Source organism: Actinomyces sp. HMSC08A09, from assembly GCF_001807465.1.
GTDB lineage: Bacteria > Actinomycetota > Actinomycetes > Actinomycetales > Actinomycetaceae > Actinomyces > Actinomyces oris.
The window spans coordinates 1-26,354 of sequence record NZ_KV789076.1; the positions used below are offsets into that span (position 1 = coordinate 1).

The 26,354-nt window shown below is 67.8% G+C and carries 21 protein-coding genes, 1 tRNA gene, 1 other RNA gene and 1 pseudogene; 17 read left to right on the forward strand and 7 right to left on the reverse strand.

Going from position 1 to position 26,354, the window contains the following annotated elements:
- A partial coding sequence (locus HMPREF3165_RS00575; protein ID WP_141744977.1) for a DNA polymerase III subunit gamma and tau occupies positions 1–1,446 on the reverse strand: 1,446 nt, incomplete at its 3' end.
- Between the two features lie 111 nt (positions 1,447–1,557).
- Here HMPREF3165_RS00575 and HMPREF3165_RS00580 point away from each other — a divergent pair.
- Entirely contained in the window at positions 1,558–2,064 is a 507-nt protein-coding gene (locus HMPREF3165_RS00580; RefSeq protein ID WP_070509999.1) for a beta-class carbonic anhydrase, read from the forward strand.
- An 89-nt stretch (positions 2,065–2,153) separates the two neighbouring features.
- Here HMPREF3165_RS00580 and ffs read toward each other — a convergent pair.
- An RNA gene (ffs, locus tag HMPREF3165_RS00585) (signal recognition particle sRNA small type) lies at positions 2,154–2,248 on the reverse strand.
- 282 nt (positions 2,249–2,530) lie between these two features.
- Between ffs and HMPREF3165_RS00590 the strand changes: the two genes are divergently transcribed.
- The 4 genes from HMPREF3165_RS00590 to HMPREF3165_RS00605 all read left to right on the forward strand — a co-directional run bounded on the left by HMPREF3165_RS00590 (position 2,531) and on the right by HMPREF3165_RS00605 (position 4,994).
- Positions 2,531–2,618, forward strand: a tRNA-Ser gene (locus HMPREF3165_RS00590).
- Positions 2,619–2,738: 120 nt separating this feature from the next.
- Complete coding sequence (locus HMPREF3165_RS00595) at positions 2,739–3,350, forward strand: septum formation family protein (protein WP_070510002.1); 612 nt, start codon at positions 2,739–2,741, stop codon at positions 3,348–3,350.
- Positions 3,351–3,596: 246 nt separating this feature from the next.
- Positions 3,597–4,070 (forward strand): septum formation family protein, encoded by a 474-nt coding sequence (locus HMPREF3165_RS00600; protein WP_070510005.1) that lies wholly within the window; start codon positions 3,597–3,599, stop codon positions 4,068–4,070.
- 216 nt (positions 4,071–4,286) lie between these two features.
- Positions 4,287–4,994 carry a TetR/AcrR family transcriptional regulator gene (locus HMPREF3165_RS00605; RefSeq protein ID WP_070510007.1) on the forward strand — a complete coding sequence of 236 codons (708 nt, stop codon included), beginning with the start codon at positions 4,287–4,289 and terminating at the stop codon, positions 4,992–4,994.
- 68 nt (positions 4,995–5,062) lie between these two features.
- Here the strand turns inward: HMPREF3165_RS00605 and HMPREF3165_RS00610 are convergent, their stop codons facing one another.
- Entirely contained in the window at positions 5,063–6,145 is a 1,083-nt protein-coding gene (locus tag HMPREF3165_RS00610; protein WP_070510010.1) for a hypothetical protein, read from the reverse strand.
- A gap of 417 nt (positions 6,146–6,562) precedes the next feature.
- On the opposite strand from HMPREF3165_RS00610, the gene HMPREF3165_RS00620 reads away from it, so the two are divergent.
- Together HMPREF3165_RS00620 and HMPREF3165_RS00625 are read left to right on the forward strand one after the other, a co-directional pair.
- Complete coding sequence (locus tag HMPREF3165_RS00620; protein ID WP_070510020.1) at positions 6,563–6,901, forward strand: antitoxin VapB; 339 nt, start codon at positions 6,563–6,565, stop codon at positions 6,899–6,901.
- A gap of 168 nt (positions 6,902–7,069) precedes the next feature.
- Positions 7,070–7,645, forward strand: a complete 576-nt coding sequence (locus tag HMPREF3165_RS00625) for a LytR C-terminal domain-containing protein (protein ID WP_083303128.1) — start codon at positions 7,070–7,072, stop codon at positions 7,643–7,645.
- A 454-nt stretch (positions 7,646–8,099) separates the two neighbouring features.
- Here the strand turns inward: HMPREF3165_RS00625 and HMPREF3165_RS00630 are convergent, their stop codons facing one another.
- On the reverse strand, positions 8,100–9,548 hold the full coding sequence (locus HMPREF3165_RS00630; RefSeq protein ID WP_070510026.1) for a uracil-xanthine permease family protein: 1,449 nt from the start codon (positions 9,546–9,548) through the stop codon (positions 8,100–8,102).
- Between the two features lie 241 nt (positions 9,549–9,789).
- On the opposite strand from HMPREF3165_RS00630, the gene HMPREF3165_RS00635 reads away from it, so the two are divergent.
- The 3 genes from HMPREF3165_RS00635 (at position 9,790) to HMPREF3165_RS13545 (ending at position 12,394) form a co-directional block, all read left to right on the forward strand.
- Positions 9,790–10,173 carry a DUF4190 domain-containing protein gene (locus HMPREF3165_RS00635; RefSeq protein WP_020992017.1) on the forward strand — a complete coding sequence of 128 codons (384 nt, stop codon included), beginning with the start codon at positions 9,790–9,792 and terminating at the stop codon, positions 10,171–10,173.
- Between the two features lie 46 nt (positions 10,174–10,219).
- Complete coding sequence (locus HMPREF3165_RS00640) at positions 10,220–10,957, forward strand: glutamine amidotransferase-related protein (RefSeq protein WP_003788128.1); 738 nt, start codon at positions 10,220–10,222, stop codon at positions 10,955–10,957.
- A 597-nt stretch (positions 10,958–11,554) separates the two neighbouring features.
- Positions 11,555–12,394, forward strand: a complete 840-nt coding sequence (locus tag HMPREF3165_RS13545) for a hypothetical protein (RefSeq protein WP_256274644.1) — start codon at positions 11,555–11,557, stop codon at positions 12,392–12,394.
- A gap of 286 nt (positions 12,395–12,680) precedes the next feature.
- Here HMPREF3165_RS13545 and eccCa read toward each other — a convergent pair whose 3' ends face one another.
- Positions 12,681–16,760: a type VII secretion protein EccCa gene (gene eccCa, locus HMPREF3165_RS00650; protein ID WP_070510029.1), complete on the reverse strand. Its 4,080-nt coding sequence runs from the start codon at positions 16,758–16,760 to the stop codon at positions 12,681–12,683.
- 177 nt (positions 16,761–16,937) lie between these two features.
- Here eccCa and HMPREF3165_RS00655 point away from each other — a divergent pair, with 177 nt between their 5' ends.
- Positions 16,938–18,296 (forward strand): hypothetical protein, encoded by a 1,359-nt coding sequence (locus HMPREF3165_RS00655; RefSeq protein WP_070510030.1) that lies wholly within the window; start codon positions 16,938–16,940, stop codon positions 18,294–18,296.
- Between the two features lie 1,411 nt (positions 18,297–19,707).
- Here the strand turns inward: HMPREF3165_RS00655 and HMPREF3165_RS00660 are convergent.
- Together HMPREF3165_RS00660 and HMPREF3165_RS00665 are read right to left on the reverse strand one after the other, a co-directional pair.
- Positions 19,708–19,995, reverse strand: coding sequence for a WXG100 family type VII secretion target (locus HMPREF3165_RS00660; protein WP_070510032.1), 288 nt, complete (start codon positions 19,993–19,995; stop codon positions 19,708–19,710).
- Between the two features lie 44 nt (positions 19,996–20,039).
- The gene (locus tag HMPREF3165_RS00665) at positions 20,040–20,372 is read right to left on the reverse strand and encodes a WXG100 family type VII secretion target (protein ID WP_070510035.1); all 333 of its coding nucleotides are present in this window, start codon (positions 20,370–20,372) and stop codon (positions 20,040–20,042) included.
- A gap of 305 nt (positions 20,373–20,677) precedes the next feature.
- Between HMPREF3165_RS00665 and HMPREF3165_RS00670 the strand changes: the two genes are divergently transcribed.
- The 6 genes and pseudogenes from HMPREF3165_RS00670 to HMPREF3165_RS13360 all read left to right on the forward strand — a co-directional run.
- On the forward strand, positions 20,678–22,018 hold the full coding sequence (locus HMPREF3165_RS00670; protein WP_083303130.1) for an EsaB/YukD family protein: 1,341 nt from the start codon (positions 20,678–20,680) through the stop codon (positions 22,016–22,018).
- Positions 22,018–23,343 carry a type VII secretion protein EccB gene (gene eccB, locus HMPREF3165_RS00675; RefSeq protein ID WP_070510038.1) on the forward strand — a complete coding sequence of 442 codons (1,326 nt, stop codon included), beginning with the start codon at positions 22,018–22,020 and terminating at the stop codon, positions 23,341–23,343. The genes HMPREF3165_RS00670 and eccB overlap by 1 nt, the downstream gene beginning before the upstream one ends.
- Before the next feature lie 113 nt (positions 23,344–23,456).
- The gene (locus HMPREF3165_RS00680) at positions 23,457–24,788 is read left to right on the forward strand and encodes a S8 family serine peptidase (RefSeq protein ID WP_176746977.1); all 1,332 of its coding nucleotides are present in this window, start codon (positions 23,457–23,459) and stop codon (positions 24,786–24,788) included.
- Between the two features lie 211 nt (positions 24,789–24,999).
- Positions 25,000–25,458, forward strand: a complete 459-nt coding sequence (locus HMPREF3165_RS00685) for a YbaB/EbfC family nucleoid-associated protein (RefSeq protein ID WP_176746978.1) — start codon at positions 25,000–25,002, stop codon at positions 25,456–25,458.
- A gap of 272 nt (positions 25,459–25,730) precedes the next feature.
- Positions 25,731–25,871, forward strand: a complete 141-nt coding sequence (locus HMPREF3165_RS13355; RefSeq protein WP_176746979.1) for a hypothetical protein — start codon at positions 25,731–25,733, stop codon at positions 25,869–25,871.
- A 6-nt stretch (positions 25,872–25,877) separates the two neighbouring features.
- A pseudogene (locus tag HMPREF3165_RS13360) lies at positions 25,878–26,354 on the forward strand (hypothetical protein); the annotation flags it as partial.

A 26,354-nucleotide genomic window follows, 5' to 3' on the forward strand; every position in this document is an offset into this window, starting at 1 on the left:
GGCCGACGTCGGGCCCGCGGCAGGCGCCGAGGGCGCGGCAGGGGCCGTTCCCCAACCAGCGTCGGAGCGGGGCGCCTGCGGAGCGGCGAGCGCCGGGCTCCCGACTCCCTCCGGTCCTCCGGCATTCTCGGGCCGCTGGCCTCCACGCCGGCCGGCGGCCTCTGCGGAGGCCTGGCGGGCGATCTGGGCGGCCATCTCGCGTCCCGACCCGGCGGGCACTGCGCCGGCGGTGTTGCCGACCGCTCCGGCGCCCATGCCGGTGCCCGCGCCACCGGGGGCGGGCGAGGCCATCGGCCCGGCGCTCCCAGCAGGCCCGGCCGCAACGCCACCACCTCTGGCGGCGCCGCCGGCGGGGATGAGCAGGCGGGCCACGAGCAGCTCGAGCTGGAGGCGCGGGGAGGTGGCGCCGACCATGGCCGTCAGGGCCTGGGCGGTAGTGTCCGCAGCCCGGGACAGGGCGGCGGCCCCCATGGTGCGGGCCTGGAGGTCCATGCGTTCGAGCTCGTCGACCGGCAGGGAGCCGAGCGCTGCGCCGGCCTCGGAGCCGGCCAGGGCGATGACGAGTAGGTCGCGCAGCCGGGCCAGCAGGTCTTCGACGAAGCGGCGCGGGTCGTGCCCGGAGGAGACGACCCGGTCCACCACTCGGAAGACGCCGGCGCCGTCGGAGGCCGCGATGGCGTCAACGCACTGGTCGAGCATGGTGGTGTCGGTGTAGCCCAGCAGGGCGACGGCCCGCTGGTAGTCGACGCCGCCGTCGTGCGCCCCGCCGATGAGCTGGTCCATGACGGAGAGGGTGTCGCGCACCGAGCCGCCGCCGGCGCGCACCACGAGGGGGAAGACGCCGGGGCCGATCTCGACGCCCTCGGCCTGGCACAGGTGGGCGAGGTAGCCCTCGAGGACGTCGGGCGGGACGAGACGGAAGGGGTAGTGGTGGGTGCGCGAGCGGATGGTGCCGATGACCTTCTCCGGCTCGGTGGTGGCGAAGATGAACTTCACGTGCGCCGGCGGCTCCTCGACGAGCTTGAGCAGCGCGTTGAAGCCCTGCGCGGTCACCATGTGGGCCTCGTCGAGGATGAAGATCTTGTAGCGGTCGCGGGCCGGTGCGAAGGCGGCCCGCTCGCGCAGGTCGCGGGCGTCGTCGACGCCGTTGTGGCTGGCGGCATCGATCTCGACGACGTCGAGGCTGCCGGGGCCGCCGGTGGCCAGGTCCCGGCAGGAGGGGCAGGTGCCGCAGGGGGTGTCGGTGGGGGCCTGGGCGCAGTTGAGGCAGCGGGCCAGGATGCGCGCCGAGGTCGTCTTGCCGCAGCCGCGCGGGCCGGAGAAGAGGTAGGCGTGGGTGACGCGGTCGGCCCGCAGCGCCGCCATGAGCGGAGCGGTGACATGGTCCTGCCCGATGACCTCCTGGAAGGTGTCGGGGCGGTAGCGGCGGTACAGAGCGGTGGTCACGGCCCGAGCCTAATCGGCCGGGCCGACACCGTGCGAGGGACCGGGCGGGTCGGGTTCCGTCTGGCACGATGGACGGGCCGGCGCGTCGCCGCCTGGAGGAACGGAGGAACCATGACCGTCACCGAGGCTCTTGTCTCCCGCAACGCCGCCTACTCCGCCGAGGTTCTCGCCCGGGGCGGCCTGGCGGCCAAGGGGAAGCAGAAGGTCGCCGTCGTGGCCTGCATGGACTCGCGCGTGGACGTCTTCGCGGCCCTGGGGCTCACCCCGGGTGAGGCGCACGTCATCCGCAACGCCGGCGGGCTGGTCACCGAGGACACGATCCGCTCCCTGTCGATCAGCCAGCACCTGTTGGGCACCGAGGAGATCCTCCTCATCCACCACACCGGCTGCGGCATGCTCTCCTTCACCGATGAGGAGCTGTGCTCCGCCCTGGAGGCGGACACCGGCGCGAGGCCGACCTGGGCGCCGGGGGCCTTCACCGACCTGGCCGACAGCGTGCGCCAGTCGATCGCCCGCATCAAGGCCTCGCCCTTCATCCCCCGCACCGACGCCGTGCGCGGCTTCGTCCTGGACCTGGCCACCGGCCGCCTGGCGGAGGTCGACGCCGCCGCGGCGTGACCCTGACCCACAACAGCAGGAGGACTGCGGGACGCCGTCGAGCCCGCCGGCCTGCCGCCCGAGCAGACCGCACCGCCGCTGCTGGAAGACGTCAGGACCCCTCGCGCACCCGCCAGAGCCTGCTTACCCTTGCTACCTTCCGGTCCTGGGGGATTCACTGGATGACGCCGCACGAGGGGCCGAGCGAGAGACTACCCGATCCGGCCCCCGGTTGCGAACCGTCCGCATGCGGCTCCACTGCGCCCACACCGTCCCTGAGCTCGACGACGCACAGTAAGGGACAACAGGCGGGTCCGAGGACGGTTCTGGGAGGCACGCACCGAAGGCCTCCGGTGCGTCCTGGCGGGGTCGGCGCCGCACAACCGGCTTCGCGTGACAGATCCCACCACCCCGGGCTGGCCCCGGGGATGGGCGTTCCGATATATTCCTTTCTCGTTGCACGTGGTTGTCGCCGCGTGGAGCGCCTGGAGGATTCGCCTAGTGGCCTATGGCGCACGCTTGGAAAGCGTGTTGGGTGCAAGCCCTCGGGGGTTCGAATCCCCCATCCTCCGCCACCACCCCGGAATCCGTGTGATTCCGGGGTTTTTCCATTCTCCCCTCCGCCGTCCGCAGCAGGCTCCCGATCAGGTCTCCTCCCCATCGACGCCGCCTCCCGCTCCTGCCACGATGACCCCATGCGCACAAACATCCCATCCCTCATCGCCCTCCCGATGGCACTCCTCCTCGCCGTGAGCCTCAGCGCCTGCGACGAGGAGGCGGTGGGCACCCCCTCCACTCGGCCCTCCTCCTCGGCCACGGCCGACCCCACGGACTCGTCCAAGGACGAGCCCTCTCAAGGCTCCGACGCCACCCCCTCGGCCACTCCTCAGCCCGACGCCTCCGCCAGTTCCAGCGCTAAAGCGGAGGGCGGGGCCAAGACCGTGAGCATCCAGGACCTCAAGACCGGCAACTGCATCTCCGAGATGGTCAACGGGACCGAGCAGGGCGGAACGGATGCCACGGGCGCGAAGCTCGTCGACTGCTCCACGCCCCACCAGTACGAGGTGACCGGGACGGGGCAGTCCACAGCCTCCACCTACGCCGAGGCGAGCACCTCGGATGAGGTCACCGCCGTCTGCAACCCGGTGCTGGAGAAGTACGTCGGCTCCTCATCCAAGGCCAAGAAGTACCGGGCGGCGGCCCTGACCCCCTCGCAGTCCTCCTGGGACCAGGGGGACCACTCGTTGGTCTGCTTCGCCCAAAACCGGGATAACACACCATTGAATAATTCCATCAAGAACTCCTAGTCTGTCCCCAACGAGCAGGACGGCCGCACACGGGCGAACCACGGATAGAGGGGACCACTTCTCCCTTCCCACGCCTTGCGAACACTGTCCAGCCTCCCACTCCGGCCGGGTGGCGACTCTCCGTCTCTCCGTCTCATGTCGCCACCCGGTCCTTATCCCGGATTATTCAGCCGCCTTTCCGGCCGCAACCAGGAGCCTGCAGAAAACCGGCACAATGCCGCCATTCCGACTGTTACGGTTCGACCCATGCGCACCCGGACCACGCTCCTCACCCTCCCCGTCGCCGCCGCCGTCACCATGGGGCTGGCCTCCTGCAGCCTGTTCTCCTCGCAAACCACCACCGCCACCAAGGACCTTGAGGTCGGGCAGTGCTACAACACCGTGAGCAAGGACTCCGGCGGGGATCAGGCGATCGGCGAGGTCGTCGTGGTCGACTGCTCCAAGGCTCACACCTACGAGGTCATCGCCCAGACCACCTTCAGCGATGACATCAAGGACTTCCCCAAGCAACAGGCACGTGACTCCCTGGGTCAGGGCTTCTGCCTGGGCGAGGACTTCACCAAGTACGTCGGGATCGAGTCCGGCAAGACCAGCTACCAGGTCGAGTACCTCACGCCGGGCGAAGGCACCTGGGCCCAGGGCGACCGCAAAATCACCTGTGTCGTCACCCAGGGGGACAAGTCACAGGTCAAGGGCTCGGCCAAGAACTCCAAGAAGTAGCCGCCACCCCAGGAGCCGTCACTCCGGGCGGCCGCGGCCACCCCGAAACCCTGAACAATACTGAATATCGCGTCGATAGCCTTTCATAAAATGAGGCCAGCCGTCACACTTTTCCGGGAACGCCGACCCCGATCAAGCGCCGCGTTCTTCCGGAACTTCTCGAGTTGGAGAGGAGGCCGGCATCACGCGCAGCTGCAGCGCTCGTAATCTCCTGGAGTGACCAGTGACGCCCTCAGTGCACCGCAGCCCGGCGCTCCGCTCGACGACGAGCCCTCCGAGCGCCGCCCTGGCCACTCGCGCCGTCGAGGCCCCAGACGTCGCCCGGGCGAAGGCGGCAGCCGACCGTCCTCCACCCAGGAAGCGATCCTGTCCGCCGCACGCGAGTCCTTCCTGACCCAGGGCTATGAGGGCACCACCATCCGCGCGGTGGCCCGGGCGGCCGGCGTGGACCCGGCACTCGTGTCCTACTACTTCGGCTCCAAAGGGGACCTGTTCGGGGCGGCGGTCAACCTGCGCGTGCGGGCGAGTCAGGAGATCGCCACCGCCATCAGCGGGGATCTCCTCTCGGCCGGCCCCCGGCTGGTGCGCCTGTCGCTGACGGCCTGGGATGACGACGCCGACGGCGCGACCTTCCGCAGCCTGCTGCAGTGGATGGCCACCGACACCCGCAGCCCGGAAGCGATCCAGAACTACGCCACCGAGCAGGTCGCGGCTCCGATGGCCGAGGCCCTTGAGCAGTCGGGCCTGTCAGTCGCCTCGCCGCGCGAACGGGCCACCCTGGCCGGCTCCCAGCTGGTGGGACTGGCCATGATCCGCTACGTGCTGCGCCTGGAGCCCATCGCCAGCGCGAGCATCGACCACCTCGTGGAGGTCGTCGGACCGACGATCCAGCGCTACCTCACCGGCCCGCTGCAGTCCGCGTGAACAGGGTTCGCCCCGGTGGCACGTCACCGGGGCGAACACAGGCCTACCGAGGATGTCTCGGGTTCGGCTCAGAAGGTCTCGTAGCGCCCCGAACTGAGGAAGACGCCGTGACCGGTCTCGGTATTACGGCAGGTCATGCCAGTCTCCTCGGAGCTGCACACCCAGGAGCCGAAGGTGACGGACTGGCCGTACTCCACCGCCTGGGGCGAGGAGCCGCCACCGCGGAAGGCCTCATCGAGAGAGAAGGCGCCCTCACTGCGGCCGGCGAGCTGCGGAGTTCCCCCGGAGCTGAGGTCGAACCACCACTTCGGCGAGCCCGCCTCATCCTTGCCGTAGGTGCCGTTAGAGCGGTAGGACAGCACACCGCAGCCCGCGTAGTGGGCGGACAGGTCGCAGCCGATGTTGCCCGACGGCGACACGATCATGGCGGTCTTCTCCGAGACGAGGTTGCCCGGGACGAAGGACGTTGCCTGGCTGGGCTGCTCGTCGGCGGGGGCGGCCGGCTCGGCCGGGTTCTCGGCGGGCTTGTCGGTAGGTGCCTCGGCTGGCTTGTCGGCCGGTGCCGGCTGCGCGTCAGCAGGTTTGTCGGCAGGCGCCTCAACCGGCTTCTCGGCGGGCTTGTCAGCCGGCTTCTCAGCCGGAGCCGGCTGCTCCGCGCGCTTCTGAGTCTCAGGGGCCGGGGAGCTCGGTGCCTGAGTGGATCCGGCATAGGACTTACTGGCGTCGTCGGTCTTCCCCTGAGCCTGAGGGGCCTTGGAGGCGCCGCTGTTCTGCTGCCCCGGAGCGTCCGTCTTGCCGGAGGCCAACGCCCTGGTGGCGTCGGTCCCGCTGGCGGCCGGACGGGGCTCGTTGGCCCGCGGGCTCGCGGGACGGGACTGGGAGCCGGAGGGCTGCGACGCGGAGGAGTCGGCGGGGCCCTTACCGGTGGGACTGGGAATGCGAGGAGAGGCGTGCCCCGACTTCTGGCCGGAGGTCGCCTTGGCACTGGCCGTCGACTGCGCCTTCGCAGATGACGATGAACCCGTGGTGCCCTGCTGATTGGCGTTGGAGGCACCACCGGACTGACAACCGGCCAGAAGCATGGCGGTCGAGGTGAGAACAACAAGGGACAGGGGAATGGTGAAGCCGCTTCGGCGGACCGCGATGGTCATGGCTGCGGCATCCTTTCGGTCGAGGTCGGTGCAGCGAACACGGTACTAGAGCCGCGAAGCAGAGGGGAACAGTCCGAAGGTCAGGCATGCCGCCGATTTCCGGCATCGGACATCCCACCTTCCCAGTAAACCACCAGATATCGCAGCGATAACGCCAATCACAAAGAGATGACGAAATCGCCGTCCTGTCGGCCACATTCCAACTAGTGAGACAGATAACGGAAGCGACTCCCCACCTCGGAGGGGCCCGGACAGGTTGAACCCAGCGGACCGGCACCCCGGGACAAGTCGATCCTGTCGATCCTGTCGATCCTGTCGATGCAGTCGACGTCGTCGACGTCGTCGACGTCGTCGATGTTGGACGACCCACGGCTCCCCCCACGCACCTACGACCGCTTCATTCACTAGGATGTTGCCGTGATCTTCAAGGCAGTACGCGAGAGGCCCCCCTACCCCGACCATGGGGTCACCACTCAGCGCGATTGGGCCGTCATCGCACCTCGACAGATCCGCCTGGCCGATCTCACCACCACCCGCGCAACCCTCGATCTGCGCAGCCTCCTGGATGACGACTCCACCTTCTACGGCGACCTGTTCGCCCATGTCGTCTCCTTCAAGGGGGACCTCTACCTGGAGACCGGGCTGCACCGGGCACTGCGCGCCGCCCTGCAGGGGCGCACCGCGATCCACGCCCGCATCCTGGAGGTCACCGAGGAAGGGGTGCCGCGGCTCGCCCCGGCGCCACCGAACGCCTGACCCTCGCCGGCAGCACTCAGCAACCCGCTCGGCAACCCGCCCGGCACCCTGGCCCACGGCTCGGTCCCATGTCACATCGAGCCCACCACCACCCGATGAGCGCCGTCGTCCATTACCCTGGATCGCGTGAGTAGTCCCGCAGATCCGCGCGCCGAGTACCGGCGGCACATGCAGCACCGTCAGACCACCGTCATCGGCGCCATCCTGGCCGTCATGGTGGTCGCGGTCGCCGTGAGCCTCCTGGTTTCGCTGGGCATCCTGCCCGCCTACAACCCGGGCTTCTCGCAGCCCAAGAGCACGGCGACCTACGTGCCCCAGACCTGCACGCCCAGCGGCGCCAAGACCGTCGACGTCACCACGATCGAGAAGATCAACATCTACAACGGCTCGGAGACGGTGGGTCTGGCAGCCACGGTGCAGCAGGAGCTGGAGGAGGCCGGCCTGACCGTCACCTCGGCGAATGACTGGCCGGGAGGCATCTACAACGGCGAGGTCCAGATCATGGCCTCCAAGGGCGGCCTGACCAACGCCTACTCCCTGGCCCAAATCTTCCCCAAGTCCACGGTGCAGCTCGACAAGAGCCTGTCCGACGACGACACCACGGTCTCGGTGGTCCTGGGCAAGGAGTACCTGCAGAACGCGCTGAAGTCGGACGAGATCAAGCTCCTCGGCGCCGACAAGCCGATCACCGCCCCCAGCGACTGCGTCCCGGCGGACAAGGCCGCCACGAAGAAGCCCAGCTGACCCCGGGGCCGCCCGGTCCGGGCAGGAGCATCGCGACGACGACTCCCAGCCTCAATGGCTTCCGCCTCGATCGAGGACGTACTTCTCCGACGAGGACTGCGTTGTCCTCCAGACGACTGGGAGCTGACCTCAGTCATCTGGAGGAGAAGGACGTTCTGGGCGGGAAACGCAGTTCCCGATTCAGAGCGTCATAGCGTCTGAGACGCCGGCTCGGGTGAGGTGCCGGGATCAGGCCGGTCTTGCCGGGGGCGACGGCGGGCCCGTGGCAGGGCCCATGTCAAAGGTATGGCGCAGCCGCAGTGTCCACAGTGCTGACATTCACGGCGCACCGGCGCCGCACGCCGAGAAGAAACCGCAGAATGGCAACGATCTCCACTGGCTGCTTTGCCGGCTGGCTGGTCGATGTCAGCACTGTGGACACTGGACTGCTGGCGGGGCTGACTCCGCGGGGAGCTCAGGCGCGGCTGTCACCAGCACCATCGGCGCTCGACGACGTCGGAGCCTGCGCCTCCGAGGCGGCCGAGGGCGAGTGGGCGGCGCGGCTGGAGTAGGCCGGGCCCTCCAGCTCAGTGCCGGCGGGGGCCGAGGCCGGGGAGGCCTGCTCCAGGTTGGTGCCGCGCAGCTTCGAGATCCAGCGCATGGCGTGGTAGACGCCGATGGCCGCGGCCGAGCCCAGGGCGATGCCCTTGAAGGTCATGTCGCCCCAGACCAGGGTGTAGTCGGCGATGGCCACCACCATGGACACGGCCGCCGTGTTGAGGTTGACCGGGTCGGAGAAGTCCACACGGTTCTGCACCCAGATGCGCACCCCCAGCATGCCGATCATGCCGTAGAGGACTGTGGCCGCCCCGCCCAGGACGCCGGCGGGGATCGAGGCGATGATCTGGCCGAACTTCGGCAGGAGGGACAGTCCCAGGGCGCTGAGCGCCGCCACCACGTAGGCGGCGGTGGAGTAGACGCGGGTGGCGGCCATGACGCCGATGTTCTCCGCGTAGGTGGTGGTGCCCGAGCCGCCGCCGCTGCCGGCGAGCACGGTGGACAGGCCGTCGGCGAACAGGGCCCGGCCGGTGACGTCGTCGAGGTCCTCCCCGGTCATGGCCGAGACGGACTTGACGTGGCCGATGTTCTCAGCGATGAGGACGAGCACCACGGGGATGAACAGCCCCAGGTAGCGCACGTCGAAGGCCGGGGCCTGGAAGTCGGGCAGCCCCAGGACCGGGGCCTTGGCGACGGCGTCGAAGTTGACCTCCCCGCGCAGCACCGCGGTGGCGTAGCCGATGAGTACGCCGATGAGGATCGCCAGGCGCCCGATGATGCCCTTGAACAGCACCGTGATGACCAGGATCGAGACGATCGTGACGACCGCGGTCACCGGCCCCTTCGTGACATTGCCCCAGGCCGCGGGGGCCAGGTTGAAGCCGATGAGGGAGACGATCGCTCCGGTGACGATCGGGGGCATGAGACGGTCGATCCAGGCCGAGCCGACCAGGTGGACGATGATGCCCACCACCAGCAGGCACAGTCCCACCGAGATGATCCCGCCCTGCGCCAGGGCGGCCTTGTGGGGGTCGAGGGGGGCACCGCTGTCGCGCGTGTAGCCGGTCACCGCCCCGATGGGGGCGAGGAGCGCGAAGGAGGAGCCCAGGTAGCTGGGCAAGCGCCCGGAGGTGATGCCCAGGAACAGCAGGGTGCCCACACCGGTGAAGAACAGCGTCGTCGCCGGGTCGAAGCCGGTCAGCAGCGGCACCAGGAAGGTGGCGCCGAACATGGCGACGACGTGCTGGACACCGATGCCGATGGTTCGCGGCCAGGTGAGGCGCTCGCCGGGGGCGACGACCTCGCCCGGAGCGATGGACCGGCCATCGCCGTGCAGGCGCCAGCCACGAGAGGGAGAAGAGGACACGAGTGAGCTCCTGCCTAAGCAACGAGGGAATGGCTGTGTCCCGTGGGAAATCCTCTCGCAGGAGACCCGCGGGACGCTTGGCAGGACCCGGCAGAGCCTGCCGGAACTTCAGCATAGCCCCTGCTCGGCGGGCACGCGGACCGGGCTTCTCGCGGGCACCTGCCGGCCACTTGGCGGCTCCCACCCGATTCGTCCGCAGGAAGGATGCCGTCTGCGGGCGCCGACGGTGCATGATGTGCTCATGAGCACCGTCGGGACCTCTACGCCAGGACAGAGCGCGCCACGCTTCTCGCCGAGCTCGGAGCAGTACGTCGACGGACTTCCCCCGGGATTCGTCTTCCCCGGAACCGAGAATCTCAATCCGGCAGAAATCTTCTCCGGCCCCGGCTACACCGCACCCCGCCCCCGCAGCGACTCCGGGGCGACGGCCGCCCTGGTGTGCGGACTGCTCAGCTTCATCCCCCTCGTCGGCGTCGCCGCGATCATCCTGGGCATCGGTGCGCTGCGGCGCCTGCACCACAGCTACAACTCCGGTGAGGGACTGGCCTGGCTGGGCCTCATTCTGGGCACCATCTCCGTCATCCTGTGGCTCTGCCTCCTCATCCTCATCCTGTTCGTGGTCTAGAGGTCACACGGCCACGCCCGGTCAACCGGTCCCCTACAGTGGTCCCGTGAAGCCTTTCATCATGGTGACCACGCGCCCCGAGCACGAGGCGGCGCAGGACGAGTACGAGTCCTTCCTGGCTCAGAGCGGTCTATCGCGCGATGACCTGCAGCACATCGCCCTGGAGGAGGTCGATTTCCTCGACTCCTTCACCGCGGCCGATGTCTCCGGGGTCCTCATCGGGGCCAGCCCCTACAACGCGGACACGCCGGCGGCCGAGAAGACCCGCAGCCAGCTCAACGTCGAGGAGCAGATCCGCGAGCTGCTCGGGGTGATCCTCAAGGAGGGCATTCCCCTCCTGGCCACGGGCGTCGCGCTCCAGGTGCTGGCCGCCTACCTGGGCACCGGGACGCAGGAGGAGTTCGGTGAGGAGCTGGGCGCCGTCGACCTGTTCCTGACGGCCGAGGGTCGCGAGGACCCGGTCCTGAAGGGGCTCCCCCAGGCGGTCACGGTCTTCGCCGGCCACTACGAGGGAGTCGGGGAGGTGCCCGCGCACGCGACCCTGCTGGCGAGCTCGCCGGACTGCCCGGTCCAGATGCTGCGCGTGGGCAGGAACGTCTACGCCTGCCAGTTCAACCCCGAGCTCGACGCCGTCCAGTTCGAGCGGCGTGTCAGTATCTACGACGAGGCCGGTTATGGTGACCCGGACATGAGCGAGGACATCCTCACCCAGGCCCGGTCCTCCGAGGCGCACGACGCCGGACAGATCATCCGTAACTTCGTCTCGCACTTCTCCCGCAGCTGAGCTGCCGCTCCTTGGGGCCGCACGCCCCGAACGACTCGGCAGTCCAGGCGCGGTTCTGGAGCTGAGAGCCACGATCATCAGGACGTTGTCATGACTTACCCGCCCGCCTATCCGCCGCCACAGGGATACAGCGGCCCACCCAACCAGCAGTACCCGCCGCAGGCAGCCTATGGCTCCGTCCCGGCGGGCGCCCCGCAGAACGGGGCGACCTACGGGCAGGCACCGACGCCGGCCGGTCACGGCGCGTACATGCCTCCCGCGCAGAGCGCGATTCCGACCCAGTCAGTGCTGCGCCCACCCGGGGCTCCGTCCTTCTCGGGCCAGCCCTATCCTCCTGCGCCCGTGCAGACCTCCGCGCCGCAGTATCAGCCATATCAGCCGTACCAACCGCAACAGCAGCAGTTCCAGCAGTTTCAGCAAGGCGCGGGCTCGAGCACCGGGTCGGCATACCTGAGCGGAGCAGTCACCGCACCGGGCTACCCCGGCGCACTCCAAGCCCCACGACCGGGCTATGCGAGCCCGAGGGCAACCTCACCCCAGTCCATTAGCACAGCCCACCGCGTACCGTGGCGCGGCGAGAAAGCCACCGCACTAGTCATGATGATTGTTGCCTGCGCCCTCGAGTTCGTCATCTATACGACCTTTCTTCTCAATCTGGTACATGGCAGCATATGGGTGGGGATCTTAGCGGCCACACTAATTTTTGTCGTTGTCACACCAATGATCTGGTGGCATTACTTCGGCTTGCGTCGCCTGTTCCGCGACCAGCCGATCACCGAGATGTTGGGGCTCGCACTGTGGTTCGGCTATGGGGTACTGACCATGCCCATCAACGGCCCTAACAAGGACCCGTACTCCGGTCTGCTAGACACCATCGCCGTCCTCCTATTCGTCGTCACTGCAGTGGGCGCTGTACTCACCGTACGCCTTAACCAGCGTTTAAGGACTCCACAGTCATGGGGCACCACCCTTGCCGTGGGCGCCTGTCAGTTCGTGCTTATCAACGGCGCCGCACACCTTTCATACCTCTGCATATCGTTATACGCGCGCGCATCGTCAGGAAGGAGCGTCAGTCGGTACACGACCAGCGCCTGGTTCATATGGTCCGAGTTGGGAGGAGCCGGCCTTCCCATGGTGCCAGGACTACTCATTTTCACTACCATCACATCCCTAGCAGTTATCGGCGTATTCCTGGGGATGCGACACCCTTCCGGCACATCCTTCCGAATCGTGTCCACGAGCACCGTCTCGCTTCTGACGCTCTACAACATCGTCGTCATCCTCGTCTACGGAGTACCCACGATCGGTGAGTACGCTTTTCGTCCATCCAGCACGGGAATAGTGCTGGCGATCATCATCGGTCATGGAGTCCTCCTCATCGGTTTGACACTGGTGGCCGCCAGACAGCAATCCGCCGCCACTTCTCCAGGCCGGTGACAGCCAGTAACGAGATATCGTCACGAGCACAACGGGCCACCACGGCACGCAGACCCCCGTCAACCACAGCCCCAGCCACCGCAGACAAACGGACGCTGAGACTCTCGAGGCGGGCAATACAAGGCGGACTGCTGGCGCTTTCCGGAACACATCTCAAGGTATTCGGCTTGCGCTGGCAGGGTTCGACCGGCCCTGCGTGCCACTGGTTCACCCCGTGCAGGCGTGCGACACCTCACCACCCCACGCCCGCGCCCGGCGACCAGAAGCCAGCCGGCAAGGCCTTCGTTCACATGGTCGGTGGTGTCCACGCGAGATGAAGGGTGCGCACCCCATCGCGGCTGATGAGCCGCGCCCGCCCCGCCGGCCCAGGCTGCGGCTTCTGCCGTCCCAGCAGCGGTCCCTCGTCGGGGCTGCCAGGCAGCATGATGCCCGGCGTGGACAGATCGCCGAGCGTCTGCATGATCGGCTCGTACATGGCGCGCATCGTTCCACCGATGCGGCGCGTGAGCACGAGGTGAAGACCGATGTCCTGAGCCTGCGCCAGCAGGGGCTGCAGGGGCGCCAGCGGGTTGGAGGTATTCGTGGCCACCAGGTCGTAGTCGTCCACGAGAAGGTAGATCTCCGGTCCCCTCCACCACGAGCGGTTGCGCAGCTGCTCGGCCGTGACGTCGGGGCCGGGCAGACGCCCTTGAAGATAGCCAGTGAGGTCGTTGATCTCGGAGACGGCCATGTCGCGCACTGAGAGATAGGCGAGCAAGAACTCCTCGGGGATCTCCCCCAGCAGGTTGCGGCGCAGGTCGATGGCGAGAATCCGCACCTCATCGGGCGTCCTGCCACGAATGAGCTCATGGGCCAGAGCACGCAGGAAGGTGGTCTTCCCCTTCTTGGCGTCACCCAGCACGATGAGGTTGGGATCCTGCTGCATGGCCAGCGTGACCGGCTCCAGGCGGGCCTCGTCGATGCCGATGACCGGCCCGGCATCGGCGGGAACGAGGGCCTGGAGCTCGGCCAGGTCGATCTGAGTCGGCAGCAGGCGAAGCTTGGGACCGGGCGCCCCCTGCCAGGCACTGGCGAGCTGCTGGCAGGCATGGTGAATCCCCTGCGCCAGGGTGGAATCGTCGTGGTTGCCGTCAATACGCGGCTGCGCCACGAGCATATGGCGCGCCTGCCGATCCAGGCCGCGCCCGGGCCTTCCCTCGGGCACCTGGCGGGCAATCTTCCGATTGATCTCTGAATCCGCGGGGTCACCTAGGCGCAGCTCGATCCGAGTTCCGATGGCGTCACGAATCGACGCTCGCAGGTCCATCCATCGGTTGGAGGACAGGACGAAGTGCACCCCGAGCGCCAGGGCTCGCGGAGCCAGGTTCTGCACCTCCATGGACACATCCTCGAAATCGGTCTTGAGGGTGGCCCAGCCGTCGATGACGAGGAAGACGTCTCCGTACCCGTCGTCGACGCGCCCCGCGGCCCGCTCCCGCCGGTACGTCTGGATCGAGTCGATCCGGTTGGCCCGGAAGTACCGCTCCCGATCGTCGAGCAAGGAGGCGATCTCCGCCATGATTCGAGCCACGATGTCCGGCTCATCGCGCGTGGCCATTCCGGACAGATGAGGCAGGTCCAGCATCGTGGAGAAGGTTCCGCCGCCCAGGTCGATGACATAGAACTGCACCTCGGCCGGCGTGCGGATGAGAGCCAGCGACATGACGAGCGAACGCATCGCCGTCGACTTTCCGGACAGGGGCCCGCCGATGACGGCGACGTGACCACCGGCACCCGACAGGTCCACGGTGAGCGTCTCGCGACGCTGCTCCAGGGGGACGTCCGTGACACCCAGGGGCACCACGAGGTCGCCCCGCGCCCGCCACGACGGCGAGGTCAGGCCCAGGTTCCGGTCAACCACCAGATCGGAGATGAGCGCATCAAAGGTCTCGCTGATCTCAAGCGGCGGCAACCAGATCTGGTGAGCCGGGATGCCGTGACCGGCCATCCTGTCCACTGCGATGTCCATGGTGGTGCTGTCGGCGTATGCGGCGTCCTGCGGGAACACCTCGGGCTCGGGCACAGCGGTTTCCTCGGCCTCGATGACCACTTCCTCGTCGGGGATCTCGACCTCGACGTCCTGGGCGGTGAACGGCAGGATCTCGACGGCGCCTCGAGTCGTGTCGGCCGCCTTGGCGACTCCCGGCAGCTGCAGCGCTCGTGAGGCGCGTCGGGCGGGGGGCTTGCCGGCGACGTAGGAAGCGCGGAAACGAGTCATCGTCTCGGTGTCGCTCTTGAGGTAGCCGCTTCCCGGCAGGGGAGGCAGGTGATAGGCGTCCGGGGATCCCAGAACCGTACGGGACTCGCTGGCGGAGAAGGTACGCAGACCGATGCGGTAGGACAGGTGCGAGTCCAGGCCGCGCAGGCGCCCCTCCTCTAGTCGCTGAGAGGACAGGAGCAGATGCATCTGCAGCGATCGTCCCAGTCGACCAATGGCCACGAAGGTGTCGATGAAGTCCGGCTTGGCGGACAGAAGCTCGGAGAACTCGTCCAGGATGATGAACAGTGCCGGAAGCGGGTCGCCGTTGTGCTTGCCCTTGACCCGATCCTGCTCGTAGTCCATGACGTTGGCGTAATTTCCAGCGTCGTGGAGCATCTGCTGACGACGGTTCATCTCACCGCGCAGCGCCTCAGCCATACGGTCGACGAGCCCGAGCTCGCTCTCCAGGTTGGAGATCATCGCCGAGACGTGCGGGAGCTCGGACATTCCGGCGAAGGTCGCTCCACCCTTGAAGTCGACCAGGACGAAGTTGAGCTGGTCCGGTCCGTGAGTGAGGGCCAGAGCCAGCACGAGCGTGCGCAGCACCTCCGACTTACCTGAACCGGTGGCGCCCACAAGCAGGCCGTGGGGGCCCATACCGTTCTCCGCCGACTCCTTGATGTCGAGCGCCACCGGCTCACCCTCGGGCGTCACCGCGAAGGGCACGTTGAGGCGCTCAGCACCAGTGCGCTTGACCCACTGGGTGTCGGGGTTGAAGTCCCTCACGTCCCCCAAACGCAGGAGCCGCAGCAGGTCCTCGGCACGTTCGGGATCGGAGGTTCCCACCGGGGCCGCCGAAGGGGTGACGTCTTCCCCGACCGTCTGGTAACGCGCCACCAGCCGACGGGCAACGGCCTCAGCGCCACTGATGCTGATGGAGTCAGCCAGCGCCGGACTGGGATCCTGACCGGCGAGCTCGACGTTCATGGGGACCACTGCCTCGTCGAGAGTCCCACTCAAGACGGTCTCGGACTGGCTGTCGGAGGGACTGAGGACGAGACGCAGGCGATTGGGCAGGATCAAGGGCTGCTCCGCACGCTCGGAGACGCTGATGACGGTCACGCCCTGGAGCCCGCGCTCCGCTGTCAGCGAGGAACTGGAAGGGAGTGTGCCACCATCGACTAGGACGATGATGTGAGGCAGCGGAGGCTCCCCCGCGGCGGAGGAAAAGGTACCCCGCGCACTGAAATCCTCGGGCAGCTTGTCCGTGAGCTCGTCCAGGGAGTGCGCCATGAGCCGTGATGGCCCGACGGCGTCCGCCACGGAATCGGACCAGGCGTGGGGCGCCCACTTCACCCAGTCCCACTCGACTTCCGCCTCCTGAGAGGTGAGGACGGCCAGCCGCACCAGGGCGGGTGAGGTCAGCGCCAGGATGTGCGCGAGCATGGCCCGCACCTGGGAGCGAGCCTCGCTCAGCGGGCCGACTACCTCGATGTGGGAGAAGGCGCTCAGCTCGATACCGAAGGGGAGGGCATCCACCTCGTTGTGCGTACTGACGAAACGGTGCATCGCTGACAGGCACACCGGGTCTGGAGTACTCAGAGGACCGACTTCCTCGGCCTCGATGGCAACCGCCAACGGCTGGGAAGAGCGTCCCAGCCTCACGAGCAGGTGGTCCTGCCCTTGGCGCCGTTCCCACACCCTGGCCCCGTGCTGCACCAAGTACGGAAGGGCCTCCGGCTCAGGCAAGTGGTTGACCGCGGTGCGGCGCTGGTTCTTGGCCGCCTCCCGGACCTCGGAGCGCACCTCTGAGATGTAACCGAGGTACTCGCGGCGCTGGTTCGTGACGTTGTTACGGTGCTGACGGAGCTGGCGGTACACGTTGAGCACGACCATCGACAGCATGGCCACAACCATCCCGCCGCTGGTGAGCAACATGCGCGTGTTGTTGTTATTGGAGATGGCCATGAACACCATGACGCCCATCGACCCAGCCATCGGCAGCACCATCGTCAGCGAGCTGGTGGCGTCCTGTGGTGTGATGGCGTTGGGCGGGGCCTTGAGCTCGATCGTCTCGGTCGACGCTTCGGAAGTGTCGATGGTCACGCTCTGCTCCTCGGTGTTCATGGGGGTGGGTGGGAAGGGTGCACTACACATGGGACGACAGGTTGAACTTCGTGAGAAGTAACCGACCGAGGTGAGGCCCATCCAGCGGGTGCTGACGTCATAGTATCGATAGAGTCACGATTGTCTGCACCTCGGCCGACCTCCTCTCCCCAACCCTCTCGGAGTACTGATCCTCGGATGAATGCGACCAGCACCCGCGTCACCCTCGTCCACGAGGGCGAGCGGCTCGACATGGCGGCACGCACCGGAGTACCCATTGGCGCGCTCGTGCCTCCGCCGAAAGCGCACCAGCCCAGCGGGTTCCTCATCACAACAGCCGACGGGACAGTGGTGGACGCCGAGGCAGCCATGGGAACCGACGTCCTGGAGGGCGCTGTCCTCATCACCACACCGGTTCGAGCCGGCCTACGGAACTATGAGACCGCGGACACCGACATCGAGAGCGCTCTGCGCGCACCAGTCGGGGAGACCGCGGTCGTCCTGGTGTCCGTTCTCTGCTTCTTCTTAGGGGGGCTGCCGCCCCTGATCGGGCACGGTCGGCTTCTCCCGCCCGCGTTGCAGATCGCGGGAGCCTGCCTCCTGGTCATTCTTCTGGTCTCCGCGGCCTTCAGGCCCGCCAGACAGCGATCAGCGGTGCGAGAGGCCATGGGAGCACTGACCGTCCCCCTGACGGGGGGAGCGGCAGGGGCTCTTCTGGCGCCCGTCTCCAGCCCGGACTCCCGGTTGCTGGTCGCGCTGCTCGCCATGTGGGGCACAGGGGCTGCAGCCCTGCTGTTGTGGATCATCCGCAGGGGCGCCAGTGAAGCAGTTTCAGCGGGCGCCTGGCTCTTCCTGTCCGTCGTCGGGACGATCGTGCCGGCTACGGGGATCTCGCGCGTTCCCGTCCTGGTGGTGCTCATGGCGGTGGGAGCCGTTGGCGGACTGCTGATCCCGCGCTTCGCCGTGCAAGTCCCCCATCAGCAGCTGCTGGATATGACTCAGTTGCGAGTCATGGGGCGTTCTGTGCGCCAACCCACGATGCCCCCGCCACGGGAGGTGTCTCCTCGCTCCGTCTCGCGCTCCGTGGCTCAGACGACAATGTCCTCGGTCGCGCTGGAAATCGCCTTCGGGAGCCTGGTGCTACTCGGCCTGCCGACGGCGATCCAGACCGCGTTGGCCGACGGCGTGACGGCCTGGGGGGCTCGGGTCGAGATCGTGTGCGTCATGCTGCTTCTGCTACTGCGCCCGCGTACCGCTCACTCGCGAGTGCTGCGCCTCATGCCAAGGCTGGTCGTCGCGATCGCGATCGTCCTGGCGCTGGTTCTGCTGTGGATCGACGGCGGCACGGGAGTCATCACCCGACCCTGGAGCCAAGCAGTCGCTTTCATCGTTTTCCTCACAACAGCGGGCACTTTCACGGTAGGGGTGTTCCTCAGTACCGTTCGGTCGGCATGGTGGGGCCGACTTGGTGACATCTTCCAGACCCTCGCCACCGTGGGGATCCTCCCCTCGGCCGTGATCGCAGCAGGACTGATCGACGTTATGAGGCAACTATGAGAATCATGCCGACCTCCGTCGCACGCGCGGCGAAGCGCGCGCGCACTCGCAGCGGCTGGCGTCCTCTCACCACCGGGGAGGCGGTGGTCGCTGCCTGCGTCGACGTCCTCCTGCTGGTCATCGTCGTTCTCGTCCCGATGCTGGCGCTCAATGTCAAGGCTCTGCCCTGGATTCTGCTCGCTCAAATGATCATGGCCCAGAGCCTGGTTCTTGCGCGTTTCGGGAGAACAGCCGGGCTGGCAACGGTGTCGGCCACGGTGGTGGTCCCGCAGCAGGGGGCCGCCCCGGGGATCGGGCGCGCCCTGGTGAGAGTTCTTCTACCCTTTCTCCTCCCCTTCCAGCTCAGCCCCCGCGGGTCGGCGGGTCAGTCCGACGAGGACCGGGAACGCCTTCTGGATCGTCTCACCGGAACTTTGACCGTGACACAGCGACCGATGCCGGAGCAGGCGCAGCCAGGCGCAGCAAGCCGGACTCGCACCAAGCCGCGTCGCAGCAAGCGCGGCTCGGCGCCTGTTGCGACCCCGCCCGTGGCTCCTGAGGTGATGACCCGAGGACCCGTGCGCGGCAGGGGGCAGCTCCCCTCCGCCAACCCCACCACCCCTGGCGCACCCATGTTCCAGCCCCCGGCGCAGCCGGCACCACCTGCGCACGGGCGCCCCGATCTGGCCGGCCCGGCCTACACGGGTGCCTTCGCCGGCACCGAGGTCCCCGCGGGCCCCGCGCCGGTTGCCGCCTCCAGCTCGGGTGCTACTCAGTCGCGCTTCGCACCACCTGCGGCCTCTCCCGCACCACCGCCTTCCACAGCTCACTCCCCGGTAGCGCCGACCCCACCTCCGACCCCCCTACCCCCATCTCCCGTCCCGGCGGCGCCAGACTCCTCCCCGATCACTCCGTCGGTGTTCGCCGCCCCTTCGGGTCCTCCGACGTCGTCGATGCCCATCGTGGCCGGTTCGACCGCTCCGTCGGCGCCGCCCAGCGCCCCGGCCCCTCAGGCTCCGGCTCAGGCGAACCCCTCACTGCCGCCACGGATTCAACCGGCTCAGCAGGAGACGGGTTCCCCACCACCCCCATCGGGTGGGCCTGCTCCGTCTGCAGCCGGCGGGGCGCGCGCCGCCGCCCCCCGGGTCCGCAGCGGCGCGCCGGATACTCCTGGTGGACCGGTCGCTCCGCCGCAGTACGCTCTGCCTCCGGCGATACCGCCCTCGTCCGCCGCTTCTCCCTCCTCGCAACCGTACTCGGCGACGCCTTCGAACTCCGGACGACGCAATCCCCCCAGCCCTGCTGGACCGCCCTCACTGCAGCCGTCGGATCAGCAGTCGAAGGCGATCTGAGGACCGCGATCCTCCATCCAGCAAAACGGTGCCCTGAGCCTTGAGGCTCAGGGCACCGGAGACTGTCGGAGGCGACGACTTCAGCAGAAAGTGCCAGCTGCCTGGTGGTCAGTCGAGCTGTAATTCTCGGACGAGGTGTTCACGTGAGTGCCGAGCTGCTGAATCAGCTGCTGCTGGTCGGCGATGGCCGCGTTGCACTCGTTCATGGTGATGGTGTACTGCTGCTGTGCCTCACCACTCCAGCCGCTCTGGGTGGGGCGCAGCTCTGCTTTCATAGCCTCCAGGTCAGCCTGGGACTGGGAGGAACCCTGAGCCATCGCAGAGGCGAGCGTCTCCAGGGAACCGTAGTTAACAAGCATGTCCGACATAGTGTCTCCTGACAGTAGGATTTGTGGTGCGTGAGGGGAGAGGATCAGGCGGGAAGGTTGTGGTAGCCGCCGCCATTGGCACCGACGCGCTGGGCACCGGCCGCGGACTCCGCCTCAGTGCTCTGGAAGGCCTGGTCGGTGGACTTCAGGGAGTCCGAGAGCTTGGCCAGCGCCTGGTCGATCCGACGGTTGTCCTCACCGTACTGCTGAACAACTTGGGCGACGGCAGCCGCACCCTGACCCTGCCAGCCCGACTGAGACTCGGCCGCTGCGGCCTGGACCCGCTGACCGATCGCGTTCTGCTCGGCGCGGTGCGTGTCCACGGTCTGGCTCGCCTTAGCGAGTACGCCACTGTCTGACTTCAGATTCTCAGCCATGAGGCTCCTTTTCTGAGGACTGCATCCTGGCAGTCACGTAGGTGAACAGCATCAACAACGAACCTGCGCTGAGGACCTCAGGCGTTCATATGCTGCTCTCTGGCCCGCTCAGACTAGCGCACGACAACCGATCGCGGCATTAATTCACGTAATGTGATCGAGATCAGTGTGGGCAGTCTCGCCGCATGAGCCCGCCCCTCCCCCCTGGCCCTGACACCCGATTCGTGATCTACGATGGGGTGTCGCTCGTCTGCATCCGCAGCTGGTGATGACTCACCCTTGTCCCGCCCTCCAGGAGAATCGCCTTGCCTCCTCCCGCCTCGCGTGTCCGGCACAGCTCCTCCCTCATGCCCGTCACCGTCGTCTACGAGCGCATCCCGGCGGACATCTCGTTGCCGGTCGATCTGCCCTTGGTCGAGGTGGTCCCAGCCCTGGCGGAACGGCTTGAAGGGCTGGGGGAGGAGGCCTCGGCTTACGGCATGTGCTTGACCACACAGGCGGGCCGTGTTCTCGACGACTCCCTGTCACTGGCAGATCAGCGCGTCGGCGCAGGCGACGTGCTGACGCTCGACCTGCGCAGCACGGAGGCGGAGCACCGCTATGACGATCTGACCGAAGCGGTTGCCGCCGCGGTGGAACGCCAGCAGGTCGCCTGGGACCCCAAGGACACGCTGACCTTGTCGGTGGGCGCCACGTGCCTGCTCTTCACCGCCGGAGGCGTCCTACTCCTGCGCCAGGGGCCCGGAGGATGGGTGACCCCGGCGTGCGCGACGGTGGCGGCACTGCTGCTGATCCTGGCTGCGCTCGCCGTCAAGCAGATGAAGGAGAAAGGGGCCTGGGCACTGGCCATCACGGCGGCGGTACTCGCCGGCGTGACCCTTCACACCGGGTTCCAGGGACCGCCGACCGGACTGAGGATGGCAGCTGCCGGCGCCGTCGGCGCCTCGCTCCTGGGCGCCTGCATACCGTTGCTGGACCGCGATCGTCCGCTGCTCGCCGGCCCCCTGCTCGTGTGCGTGGCCATGATGTCCACGGGACTGGGGACTCAGGCGCTCGGTTACCGGTTGGCGCCGGTTCTCGCTCTGGTCAGCGCGACCGCTGCCGGCATCTCGCTGCTGACCCCGTGGCTCGCACTCGCCTCAGTCCCGGTGACCATCAGCCTGCCCGACCAACCCGAGGGGTATCACCGGGCCGAGGATGAGGGGCCGATCAAGGCGGCGCTGACATCTCGCATCCTGAACATGCACGGGCTGGTGCTGTCCGTGCGTGTCGCCTGCTCGATGATCGTGCTGGCCTCGGTTCCGACTCTCGCCTCGGTCGGATACGACGGCGTCGCCCTGGTTGCAGCCATCGCGGTTGCCGCGATGCTGAGCACGCGTGCGGTTCGTTCACGGGCGGATGTGACGGCCGGCGTCGTGGGCGGCATGCTCATCCTGGCGACGCTGGTGCTCGTGATCGTCCTCAAGCGGGCCGACGTCGTGATGCCCATGGTCGTGCTGGTCGGGGTCGTGGGCGTCGTCGTCCTTCTTCTCAATGTCCTCGGACCCACGTACCGTCCGAGGCTGGCGCGCCTCACCGATGTCATCGAGATCCTGGTCCTACTGTCCATCGCACCCCTGGCCGCCCTTGTCATCGGAGTGCTGTGATGGCTTCCAATAAGGACATCCTCAGTGCGCAGCGATTCAACCGCCAGCGCCTCGTCATGGCCTTCAGCGCCGGGACGCCGGGGGGCCGGGAGGTGGAGCCGCGCAACATGCTCCGACCAGTGATCGGCGGGATCGCGATCGCACTGGTCATCCTTCTGGTCTCACTGGTCATGGGTCGATTCACCTCCCCGCTGCCCAATGACTGGCAGAACAACACCCTCGTCGTCGTGAAGAACGAGGGGACGCGCTACGTGACCATCCGCGGACGCCTACGCCCGGTCACCAACATCGCCAGCGCCCGCCTCCTGTCGGACCCCGGCTCCTTCAAGCAGACCACCGCCGGCGCTGACACGCTGAACGGCATCGAGAGGGGCTCACAGGTGGGGATCGCCGACGCCCCGGAGTCGCTTCCCGCCGCCAAGTCCTTGGTGCCCCGGGGATGGGCGGCCTGCTCCTCCACCGCGGGCACGACCTCGACCTTCGTCGGCTCCACACCCTCGGGCATGGGCTCGGTGGGGCATGCGCTGGTATCTGTGGGGAAGAGCCACTACCTCATCGCCAACGGCCACCGCTACCCGATTCCCTCCGAGAAGCTGGACGCCGCCCTCCACGCCCTGAATCTGGACGCCGATCCCGTGGTCCCGGTCGACGCCACCTGGATCAACCTCTTTCCCCAGGGGAGCACGATCAAGCCCTTCTCACTGTCGGACGCCGGCACCCCGGTGACCACCCTGTCCTCCTCGATCTCCAACCCCATCGCCGGATCCCTGCTCGTGGTATCCGACGGTTCGGGGGCTCAGCGCCACTACCTGGTGCGAGCCGACGGTCGGGTCGCCCGCCTCAACGAGGTCGAGCTCGCGATGTACAAGCTCGGCTCCCCCAACGTCACTGAGCAGCAGGTCAACGCCTCGGACCTGAGCCAGGCCGGCACGACGACGTCGTCGGCCCCGTCAGACTGGCCCGACACGCTGGGCAAGGGCGTCACTGAGAACCAGAGCGCCTGCGCCGTCCTCCAGGTCGACGCCTCGGGTCAGATGACCTCGACGATCAATGCGAGCAATCAGATCGACAAGGGCGGCGTGACGGTCAAGGGAGGAACCGGCGCTCTGGTGCGCGCGACCTCCGGCGGCTCCGCCGGCCAGGTCTTCCTGCTCACGGACGCCGGCCGCGTCTGGGCATTGGGAGGCGCCACCGCTGACACGGTCAGGCAGCTCGGCTACACCATGAGCAACGTGTCCAACATCCCCTCCCCGTGGCTCTCCTTGTTCCCGGCCGGGCCGGAGCTGTCGAAGGCCGCCGTGTGGAAGGGCGTGCAGGACAAGTGAAGCGTTCCCCGCGCCGCCTGGCAGCGTGCGTTCCCGCGGTGATCCTGTTGGCCACGTCGCCCATCATGGGGACGGCATCACTCGCCGGCGGCGCGCTCCTACCCCGACTTCCCATGCCGAACCCCCAACCGGCCTCAACGCAGGAAGCCGCCCCCGCCCCTCAGGAGGCGGCGGCCCCGGCAGCTCCGGCGCCCTCGCCCACACCGTCAGCCGCATCGGAGCAGACCTCGACCGCCGCCCCACAGGTGCAGACCGGCCCTCCGCCCATCGATGCCGAGGTCGCCGACTGCCAGCGAGGGGAGGGGTCACTGCTGACGACCAGCCCACCGGTGTTCAAGCAGATCGGTGTGGAGCGGGCCTGGGGCGTGACAGAGGGGCAGGGCGTCGTCGTGGCCGTGGTCGACTCCGGAGTGGATGCCAACAACCCCCATCTTCAAGGGGCGATGGCCCCGGGAATTGATCTCCTGGGCCGGGGGGACGGCCAACGCGACGACAGCGGCCACGGGACTGCGGTGGCGGGGATGATCGCCGCCCGCCAGGTGGAGGGCTCCGGCGTCGTCGGGATTGCCAAGAGCGCCACCATCATGCCGGTACGGGTCTACCAGGGGACCTCCGACGATCAGGTGAAGAGGGGCGTCGGCCCCACGCCGACGCGCACCGCCGAGGGGATTCAGTGGGCCGCCGACAACGGCGCCAAGGTGATCGTCGTCGGGCACATGCTGACTCAGGACGAGCCCGAGGTTCAGGCGGCGGTGAATCACGCGACTGAGGTCGGAGCCCTCGTGGTGGCCGGAGCCGGTGCTGTGGAGAGCACGAAGCGCCCGAGCGGGGGCGCGACGGCCTCCACTCCACCGCCCGCCACGGATGCGAACGGGGCTGAGGTTCGTTACCCGGCCGCCTACCCGAACGTCCTGGGGGTGACGAGCCTGGACGCCAGCGGCGGCGTCTCGAAGGACATGCTGCACGGCTCTCACGTCGACGTGGCGGTCCCCGCCCAGGCGGTTCCCACCACGTTCTTCGAGGAGGGGGACTGCCTGGTCTCCCAGAACCGCCCCTCCCCCGCCTTAGCGGCCGGGTACGCCGCGGGGGTTGCGGCGCTCGTGGTGGCGGCGCATCCGACGGAGGCGCCGGCGGACTGGAAGTACCGGTTGACGGCGACGGCGATCCGGCCGGAGCCGACCACGTCCAGCCCGGCGACCGGCTGGGGGCTCATTGCTCCGTATGCGGCGTTGAACTTCGTCAACGACGGTACGGCGGTGGGGCCGGAGAACCCGCGTGGCGCCCATCCGGTGCCGACGCCGTCTCCGAGTCCGTTGAAGCCGATCGTTCCCGACCCTGCGCCGTGGCGCCGGGCGCAGCTCGCGGGGGGCATCGGGGCCACGGGATTGGTGGCGCTGTCCCTGGGCCTGGTGGCCAGCAGGATTCGAGGCCGGAAACAACCCTGAGGGCGGCCGACGGACGGCCTTGCTAGGCGGAGGGGACCCGTGACACCTCGACTACGAACGCCTAGATCACATTCACAAGGCCTTGTCACCAACGATTCGTAGCAGATCTCCGTTCGAGATGTCGAGGAGGGCGGGGAAGTTATCCCCCTGTTATTTACCCAACAGTTTGGTGGGAGGCTCCCGCATCCGGTTTGTGGTTAGGGTGGGGCTCATGTCTGATCGATTGGTTGAGGAGCGTTTGTCTCGGATTGCTGAGCAGGTCGCTCAGGCGCAGCGCAATAGCGAGGCGACTGAGCGGGTGCGTGAGCAGGCCGACTCGCTGGAGGTTGAGGGCACGTCCAAGGGCGGCGAGGTCACGGTGGTTGTTGACGCCGCCGGGCGCGTGCGGGACGTGCGCTTCACGGCGGCGAGCCAGGTGCTCAATCCGTCCCAGCTCTCCGCAGCGGTCATGGAGGCCATCGACACCGGCCGCCGGGACGCGGCTACCAGGATCCGCGCGATCGTGGATCGTCATATCGGTACGGACACGGGGCTGGGCCAGGCAATGCTGGGGGCCTACGAGCAGATGGCCGGCCCCAAGGTGGGAGCCACCCGGCGTGCCGAGCAGGCCGAGGAGAGCCGCAACAAGAAGCGCAGCGCGCCTCCTGGTCTCGTCTTCCCAGGCATGTAGCCCCAGGTGCCCTATCACCCGCTCAGGAGGATCTGAGCGGGCAGGGCAGCACTGACTGTTCTCAACGGAATCACATCAAGGACAAGAGAAAGAAGAAAGGGCCTGCGATGGCGGATATTCGAATTAACGGAGAAACCTTGTGTTCGGGGGCGAAGGATACAGATGCGGTGGCTGCTGGTGTGGCTCAGGCCCGGGATGCTTCCGGTGCGGCACTGGCGGATAACGCATTCGGTCTCATGTGCTCACCGTTGTTCCTGCCAACCTACACATTGGTGAAGACGGCGGCTGACGCCATGATGGTCTCGGCCGAGAAGGGGCTACGTAACAGCGCCACCGCCCTACGGGGCACCGCCACCGCCCTGGAGGGCGCCGACTCCAACTCCGCCGCCGGTGCGCGTCAGCTGAGGCCGTGATCGACAATGGGTAACGAGCTTGTCGCTGAGGTCAAAGACTCGGAGACCGTCTGGTCTGGTTCTCGTCTGATTGAGGACGGTTTTGATCTGAAGGAGGCGTTTGAGTCCAAGAGCTGGGTCGCCGGTGGTCTGGGGGCGGCGGCCACGGCCTTGGACACGGCTGCGGCGGTGATGGATCCCCTGGGTGAGGCCCTGTCCGCCGGGGTGGGATGGATCATTGAGCACCTGGGGAGCCTCAATGAGTGGCTCAATGAGCTCACCGGTGACAGTGACGCGGTGGCTGCGGCCGCCTCGACGTGGACGAACATCGCCACCAAGCTGAACTCGTGCGCCGGTGAGCTGGACAAGGTGTGCACGGGGCGTCTGGCCGGCCAGGAGTCCCTGGCGGTAGCGACCTTCAAGACCCTCCAGGCCGGCTCCGCCTCCCACCTGCGCATGACCGGTCAGCTGGCCGGCGCGATCTCGGGCGGGCTGACGGTGGCC

Bases quoted from the DNA above. Each gene is read 5' to 3' on its own strand.
- HMPREF3165_RS00680 (WP_176746977.1), top strand. From the start codon at position 23,457: ATGCCGAACCCCCAACCGGCCTCAACGCAGGAAGCCGCCCCCGCCCCT.
- HMPREF3165_RS00625 (WP_083303128.1), top strand. From the start codon at position 7,070: ATGCAGCACCGTCAGACCACCGTCATCGGCGCCATCCTGGCCGTCATG.
- eccCa (WP_070510029.1), bottom strand. From the start codon at position 16,760: ATGAACACCGAGGAGCAGAGCGTGACCATCGACACTTCCGAAGCGTCG.
- HMPREF3165_RS00655 (WP_070510030.1), top strand. From the start codon at position 16,938: ATGAATGCGACCAGCACCCGCGTCACCCTCGTCCACGAGGGCGAGCGG.
- HMPREF3165_RS00600 (WP_070510005.1), top strand. From the start codon at position 3,597: ATGCGCACCCGGACCACGCTCCTCACCCTCCCCGTCGCCGCCGCCGTC.
- HMPREF3165_RS00635 (WP_020992017.1), top strand. From the start codon at position 9,790: ATGAGCACCGTCGGGACCTCTACGCCAGGACAGAGCGCGCCACGCTTC.
- eccB (WP_070510038.1), top strand. From the start codon at position 22,018: ATGGCTTCCAATAAGGACATCCTCAGTGCGCAGCGATTCAACCGCCAG.
- HMPREF3165_RS00610 (WP_070510010.1), bottom strand. From the start codon at position 6,145: ATGACCATCGCGGTCCGCCGAAGCGGCTTCACCATTCCCCTGTCCCTT.
- HMPREF3165_RS00580 (WP_070509999.1), top strand. From the start codon at position 1,558: ATGACCGTCACCGAGGCTCTTGTCTCCCGCAACGCCGCCTACTCCGCC.
- HMPREF3165_RS00595 (WP_070510002.1), top strand. From the start codon at position 2,739: ATGCGCACAAACATCCCATCCCTCATCGCCCTCCCGATGGCACTCCTC.
- HMPREF3165_RS00685 (WP_176746978.1), top strand. From the start codon at position 25,000: ATGTCTGATCGATTGGTTGAGGAGCGTTTGTCTCGGATTGCTGAGCAG.
- HMPREF3165_RS00660 (WP_070510032.1), bottom strand. From the start codon at position 19,995: ATGTCGGACATGCTTGTTAACTACGGTTCCCTGGAGACGCTCGCCTCT.
- HMPREF3165_RS00665 (WP_070510035.1), bottom strand. From the start codon at position 20,372: ATGGCTGAGAATCTGAAGTCAGACAGTGGCGTACTCGCTAAGGCGAGC.
- HMPREF3165_RS13545 (WP_256274644.1), top strand. From the start codon at position 11,555: ATGATGATTGTTGCCTGCGCCCTCGAGTTCGTCATCTATACGACCTTT.